This is a genomic window from Bartonella sp. TT29SHDZB, from assembly GCF_042193395.1.
Lineage (GTDB): Bacteria > Pseudomonadota > Alphaproteobacteria > Rhizobiales > Rhizobiaceae > Bartonella.
In genome coordinates this window covers 1-689 of sequence record NZ_JBHILQ010000138.1, presented here as the reverse complement: position 1 = coordinate 689, position 689 = coordinate 1, and the positions used below count along the sequence as shown (strand labels likewise).

The following is a 689-nucleotide window of genomic DNA, read 5'->3' as shown; positions in this document are numbered from 1 at the left end:
TATAATACAGGCAATGCCTTTGAACATTATGAAGATGGTTTGGAGCATTCCATATGGCTAAGCCTTATGAGAGACAGGCTAGAATTGTTACATCATTTACTGGCAGATGATGGAAGTATCTGGATTTCCATTGATGATGATGAACAAGCCTATCTTAAAGTAATGATGGATGAAATTTTTGGTCGCCCAAATTTCATCAACAATATAATTTGGCAAAAGAAATATGCTCCACAGAATGATACAAAGTGGCTTTCCGATAACCATGATTTTATAATGGTTTATGCCAAAGATAAGACAGTTTGGCGGCCTAATTTACTTCCTCGTTCAAGCGATATGGATGCGCGCTATAAGAATCCTGATAATGATCCTCGTGGGTTATGGCAATCTGGAGATTTATCCGTGAAAAGAGTAACACCTAAGGATATTTATGAAATCATCACACCTTCTGGACGCAAAGTTATGCCTCCCGCTGGAGCTAGTTGGCGGGTTAGTAAAGAAAAGTTTGCTAAGCTGTTAGAGGATAATCGCATTTGGTTTGGAACAGATAATGGTGGAGTACCAAGGATCAAACGTTTTGTTTCTGAGGTTAAACAGGGAATAACCAGTATGACGATTTGGCTTTATGAGGAAGTAGGGCACAACCAAGATGCCAAAAAAGAAGTCAAAGCCTTTAATTCTGATAATGTCTT

1 protein-coding gene is annotated in these 689 nt (G+C 38.6%); it reads left to right on the top strand.

Going from position 1 to position 689, the window contains the following annotated elements:
* On the top strand, positions 1-689 hold a 689-nt coding region (locus tag ACFIJJ_RS09990), incomplete at both ends, for a site-specific DNA-methyltransferase (protein ID WP_375646846.1).